At 60.6% G+C, this 5,158-nt stretch carries 3 protein-coding genes; all 3 read left to right on the plus strand.

Annotation, left to right across the window (positions count from 1 at the left end; all coding sequences use genetic code 11):
• The first annotated feature begins 317 nt into the window (after window positions 1-317).
• Window positions 318-3,533, plus strand: a complete 3,216-nt coding sequence (locus tag JMO03_RS21020; protein ID WP_238345913.1) for an RHS repeat domain-containing protein — start codon at window positions 318-320, stop codon at window positions 3,531-3,533.
• Between the two features lie 13 nt (window positions 3,534-3,546).
• The gene (locus tag JMO03_RS05140; protein WP_273544224.1) at window positions 3,547-3,945 is read left to right on the plus strand and encodes a DUF4279 domain-containing protein; all 399 of its coding nucleotides are present in this window, start codon (window positions 3,547-3,549) and stop codon (window positions 3,943-3,945) included.
• A 931-nt stretch (window positions 3,946-4,876) separates the two neighbouring features.
• Window positions 4,877-5,158 (plus strand): hypothetical protein (locus JMO03_RS21025; RefSeq protein WP_238345914.1); only part of this gene is annotated, 282 nt, incomplete at its 3' end.

Below are 5,158 nucleotides of genomic sequence, written 5' to 3' on the forward strand. Positions count from 1 at the left end.
ACGTTCCTGCGGCCCAAGCTGAGCACCACCAAGGTGCTGCAGGCGACGCAGTTCAGATGGGCTGTCGACACCACCTGCTCCGGCAGGTGTCTCGACGCGCTGGGTCGGCCGACCAGGGTCACCCGCAGCAGCGCACCCAACCCGTAGCGCGGCCCGAGGACTTGCCGATGACGACTTCGACCAAGGCTCGCCGGACCGCACCGCGCCGCCGGCACGGCGCAGGAGCGGCAATGCCGCACCGGCAATCCGGACGTGGAGCGGCGCGCGCCCGGCTCGCATGCTCCGCTCGTGCGCCCACGACAGAACAAGGAAGAGACATGGACTATCTCGTTCGCTGCAGGTACGCGTTGGTTGCGTGCCTGTCTGTCATGTCGGTGATTCCTGTGGCGAACGCCCAGACCTATAGCCGCACCGAGGTCATCGAGTACCACGACGACCTCGCGACCTACGTCCTGGGCCAGGTCAAGAAGACCACCTGTGCCGTTTCTGCTCCAGCCCATGACGCATGCGACGGCCAAGCGGACTCTGTGATTTCACAGGTCGACTATGGGTGGAAGGCCATGCCTTCGAAGACATACAGCTTCGGCAAGCCGCAGGAGACGTTCTCTTACGAGACTGCCGTTGCTGGCCAACTGGGGACGCTCAAGACGATCGCGGACGGCAACAATAACGTTACCACCCTGTCGAGTTGGAAACGTGGCATCCCGCAGTCGATCAAGTATCCGGCAACGCCCGAAGCCCCCTCGGGCGCAACGCAAACAGCAGTTGTCGACGACAACGGCTGGATCAGGTCGATCAATGACGAAATGAACTCGAAGACCTGCTATGACCACGATTTGATGGGACGAGTCAAGAAGATTACCTACCCATCCGAGACCCAGGCGAACGTTTGCAACACATCAAAGTGGGCCGAGACGACAATAGACTTTTCGGGCGGACACGCAGGCACCTACGGTCTGCCGACCGGGCACTGGCGCAGAACCATGCTTACCGGGAATGGCAGGAAGATCGTGTTCTACGATGCCTTGTGGCGTCCAGTCGTTGAGCAGACGCTTGATCTTGGCGATCCAAATAACACTGTGTCAGCCGCCTTCATCCGGTACGACGCCGCTGGACGTCCATCATTTCGTTCTTATTCCACACGTGTGCATGGAACAACGTCTTATCTTGATCAGACACTAAAGGGTACGCACACCGTATACGACGCGCTCGATCGCGTCACCCAGGTCCGGCAGGACTGGGAGGGTACGGGCCAGCTGACCACGACCACCGAGTACCTGGCAGGATTCCAGACCCGGGTGACCAATCCACGCAACCACCAGACCCTGACCACGCTCTACCAGACTTTCGACGAACCCTCCTACGACCTTCCTCGCGGCATCAACCATCCCGAGGGCGCCTTCACCGAGATCCACCGCGACATCTTCGGAAAGGTCACGGCGCTCAAGCGCCGCAACGCGAATGGCTCGGTCGCGCTCACCCGCAGCTACGCCTACAACGTGAACCAGGAACTGTGTCGCTCGGTGGAGCCTGAAACCGGTGCCACGGTCATGGGGTACGACGGAGCCGGCAACCTGACGTGGTCAGCGGCGGGCCTGCCAGCGAGTACTGCCTGCCACACCACCGGTAACACGACGACGATCAATGCCCGCAAGGCGGCCCGGACCTACGACGGACGCAACAGGCTCACGGCCCTGACCTTCGCCGACGGCCAGGGCAACCAGGCCTGGACGTATGCCGCCGACGGCGTGCCCGAAAAGATCGTCACCTCTCAACCGAAAGTCGTGCCGGTGGAGAACATCTACGTCTACAACCGTCGCCGCTTGCTGGCCTCGGAGACAACCAAGATTACGGGTTCCCTGTTCCAGCACCAGTACACCTACAACGCGAATGGTCACATGGCGACGATGGTCTATGGCAGCGGGCTTTCAGTAGACTTCGCCCCCAACGCTTTGGGCCAGCCGACCAAGGCAGGGACGTTCGCCAGTGCAGCGACCTACCACCCCAACGGCGCACTCAAGTCGTTCACCTATGGCAACGGTATCCAGCACACGCTGACCCAGAACGTGCGGGGCCTGCCGGATACCAGCTGTGACTTCTACGGTACCTGTACCGCCAGCGCATTCGTGAACGATGGCTACGACTACGATCCCAATGGCAACGTGGCCGCGATCAGCGACGGCCGGACAGGGAACCGCGGCCATCGCACCATGGCTTACGACGGGCTGGACCGGTTGACCAGTGTCACGGTGCCTGTCCCGACATCCTCGTTCTTCGGCAACGCCACCTATGCTTACGACGTGCTTGACAACCTCACCCGAGTGCAGGTGACGGGGGGCAACCAGCCACGAAACCACTACTACTGCTACGACGCTCAGGGGCGCTTGGCCTTCGCGCGGACCGGGTCGGTCTGCACGGGGACGGCCAGTCCGGCAGCAATCGCGCTGACCTACGATCCGCAAGGCAACGTGCTCGCAAAGAACGCCGATGGTTACGAGTTCGACCTGGGCAACCGGCTGCGCCGCAGCGTGAGCAAGGAATGGTATGCCTACGACGGGCACGGGCGCCGCGTACTGAGCTGTACGCCCACGGCCTGCGACTACCAGCAGTACGGACTCAACGGCAAGCTGTACTGGCACCGCGACAATCGTGCGGCCAAGCAGTTCGACAACATCTACCTGGGCGGCAGCCTGGTGGCGATCCGGGACCAGCCGGCTGCGGGTGGCACGGTCTCCGTGCGTTACCAACACACGGACGCGCTGGGTAGTCCGGTGATCGTGACCAATGCAAGCCGGGGGATCGTCGAGAGGAGCGAGTACGAGCCGTACGGTTGGCCGGCGAACCGGGCTTGGCGGGATGGGCCGGGGTATACGGGGCATGTGGAGGATGCGGCGACGAAGCTGACCTATATGCGCCAGCGCTACTACGATCCCCAGTTGGGAGTGTTTCTCAGCGCCGATCCTGTCACCGCTCACAGCGGCCCCGTTAAGCAATTCCATCGGTATAGGTATGCCAACAACAATCCCTACAGGTTCACCGACCCGAACGGACGGATTGCAAGCGAGAAGAAAGAAGAGCCGCCGCCCGAACCGAAACCACAAGAGGAAGAGACTGAGCCGACCAGTTTGGGCACAGTCGTCGTTGTCGGCGTTCGTCCAGCGCCGACGCCGGTTTCGACTCCGACTCCATGGTCAACTGTTGCGGGAGGTGTCGGCAAGCGTCTTGTTGGCCCCCTAGCATTGTTCTGGCCGTCGCCAATGGGGGCTTCTCCGTGTGAAATGCCAGGCGGACCACCTTGTGGAATGATGATGTCTGGCTCGTTCCCGCCGGGCTTCTGGCCCGGTGATTCCGGTGCGGCAGAGTGGGGAAGGAGAAACGGGGTTGGCGCGAAAGAAGGGAAGGACAGATTCCATAGGGGGGTGAAAGAACACACTCCTGGGGCAAGAGGCGATCATGATTTTGGCGTGAACCCGCAAACGGGTGAAGTTGTTGACCAGAACGGTGAACCCGTTGGAAATCTTAATGATGAGTAGCGAGCCGCATCTTATGAATAGCAACTTTTGCTCTATCTCGATCTATTTGTATGGCAATTCAATCTCGCTGGAGTCCGTCTCGACGATGCTTGGGTTAGCGCCCACTCGATCGCGCAACCGAGGTGATCTTCGAGTAACTTCCTCCGGATCTGAAGTGGTGCAGAAGATTGGATTCTGGGAGTACAGAGTAAAAGTCAACGTCGACAAGGTCTCGTCTTCCTTAATCGGTCTTATGGATCTTGTTAAGTGCGACAGACTCGTTGGCCACGCTGGAATTGAGAAGGCGGAGTTGGATATTTTTGTGCCGTTTGATTCAGAGGGTACTGAGAACGGATTCAGCATGGAGCTTCCATCTGATTTTCTCGCGAGATTGTCCAAGCTGGGCGTTGATTTGGTGATTACCTCACGTTAGTTTCCTAACCAGAATGCACGGGTGGCGCGCGCAACAAATCGAGCACTTCGCTGACGATGCGTTCTCCTGCCTTGGGCGACTGCTGGACACGTTCAGTCTGCCGCTCCAGCTTCGGCACAGGTACGCGCTAGCCAAGCAAATCTCTTGAGGTGGCGCGAAAGCAGTAAGGAAATACGAATTGCGCGAACCGCCGATGCATAGCGCTACAGCGTAGGCTGACAGAGCAGAACAGTTGCCGCTACTTGAACGGCAGTGCTTTCGTTCGAACTCTCACGATCCGCCAGCTCCCGCGGCATCTAACGCTTTCTTTTGCAACCCGCCCGTTCGCTCGCACGGTCTTGCTGGCGCGGATGTCCATAAAGTTGGGAGGGGAACGCACGCCTGCATTAGGCTCTTGACAACTAGTACGGAAGGCGCAAGATCCGCTGGCACGCATGGCGCCATCCCCTCGGGGGAGCCAGGGATGGCGACGGGACAGAACGGATATCTGGGGGACGCATGCCTTGTCATGGAAGTTCGGGCCAATGGCCCGGCGAGTCGGCCGAACGCGGGCTGTCGCGGGCGATCGCGCCTCGCGCAGGACGAGACGCGACGCCGACTGTCTTCCTTCATCGCCCGAGAGTGGGGCTTTGGGATTCCCGTCCGCGCCAGTTGGCTCCTAACGGCGGCCGTTCCGTGAACATTGCGCAGGGCTCAGCTGACCCCTTTGGCTCGGCGATGCCCGTCGGCACGAGCGTGATGCACACAAGTTCTCGTCCATCACCGGCCCGCTCTGCGCGCGCGTCACGCCGGCAGAGTGTCCATCTCTCGCTGGTTCCGGTGCCGCGCCTATGACACTCCTGAGCAGCTTCGCACCTATTTCTACGGATCGCATGGGGGACAGCCCGATCCATCCGACCTTCCGCCACGGTCTTCTTTGAAGCCGGTTGGCATGATCGACACCAAGAGGATGACTGACACCACCATGAAGACGATTCCATGTCAGCAAAGACAGCCCCGGCGGCTCCATTCAACAGGCATCGCATGTTGGATCGGACTGATTGCGTTCGCCGCTTCCGTACCCTGCCTGGCTCAGTCGGGTGCGCAGGGCGTGGACCTGCGTTACGACACCCTGCTCGAGCGCCAGGAACGCAACAAGACCACCCCTGGAAACGAGTTCGGGGACCAGCATGGCATCGAGAGCGGCTCCCTGACCTTCAACGTGGTCGATGTG

It is taken from the genome of Luteimonas saliphila (genome assembly GCF_016774335.1).
Taxonomy (GTDB): Bacteria; Pseudomonadota; Gammaproteobacteria; order Xanthomonadales; family Xanthomonadaceae; genus Luteimonas; species Luteimonas saliphila.

Coding starts and splice junctions, on each gene's coding strand:
- JMO03_RS05140 (WP_273544224.1), top strand. CDS start 3,547: ATGAATAGCAACTTTTGCTCTATCTCGATCTATTTGTATGGCAATTCA.
- JMO03_RS21020 (WP_238345913.1), top strand. CDS start 318: ATGGACTATCTCGTTCGCTGCAGGTACGCGTTGGTTGCGTGCCTGTCT.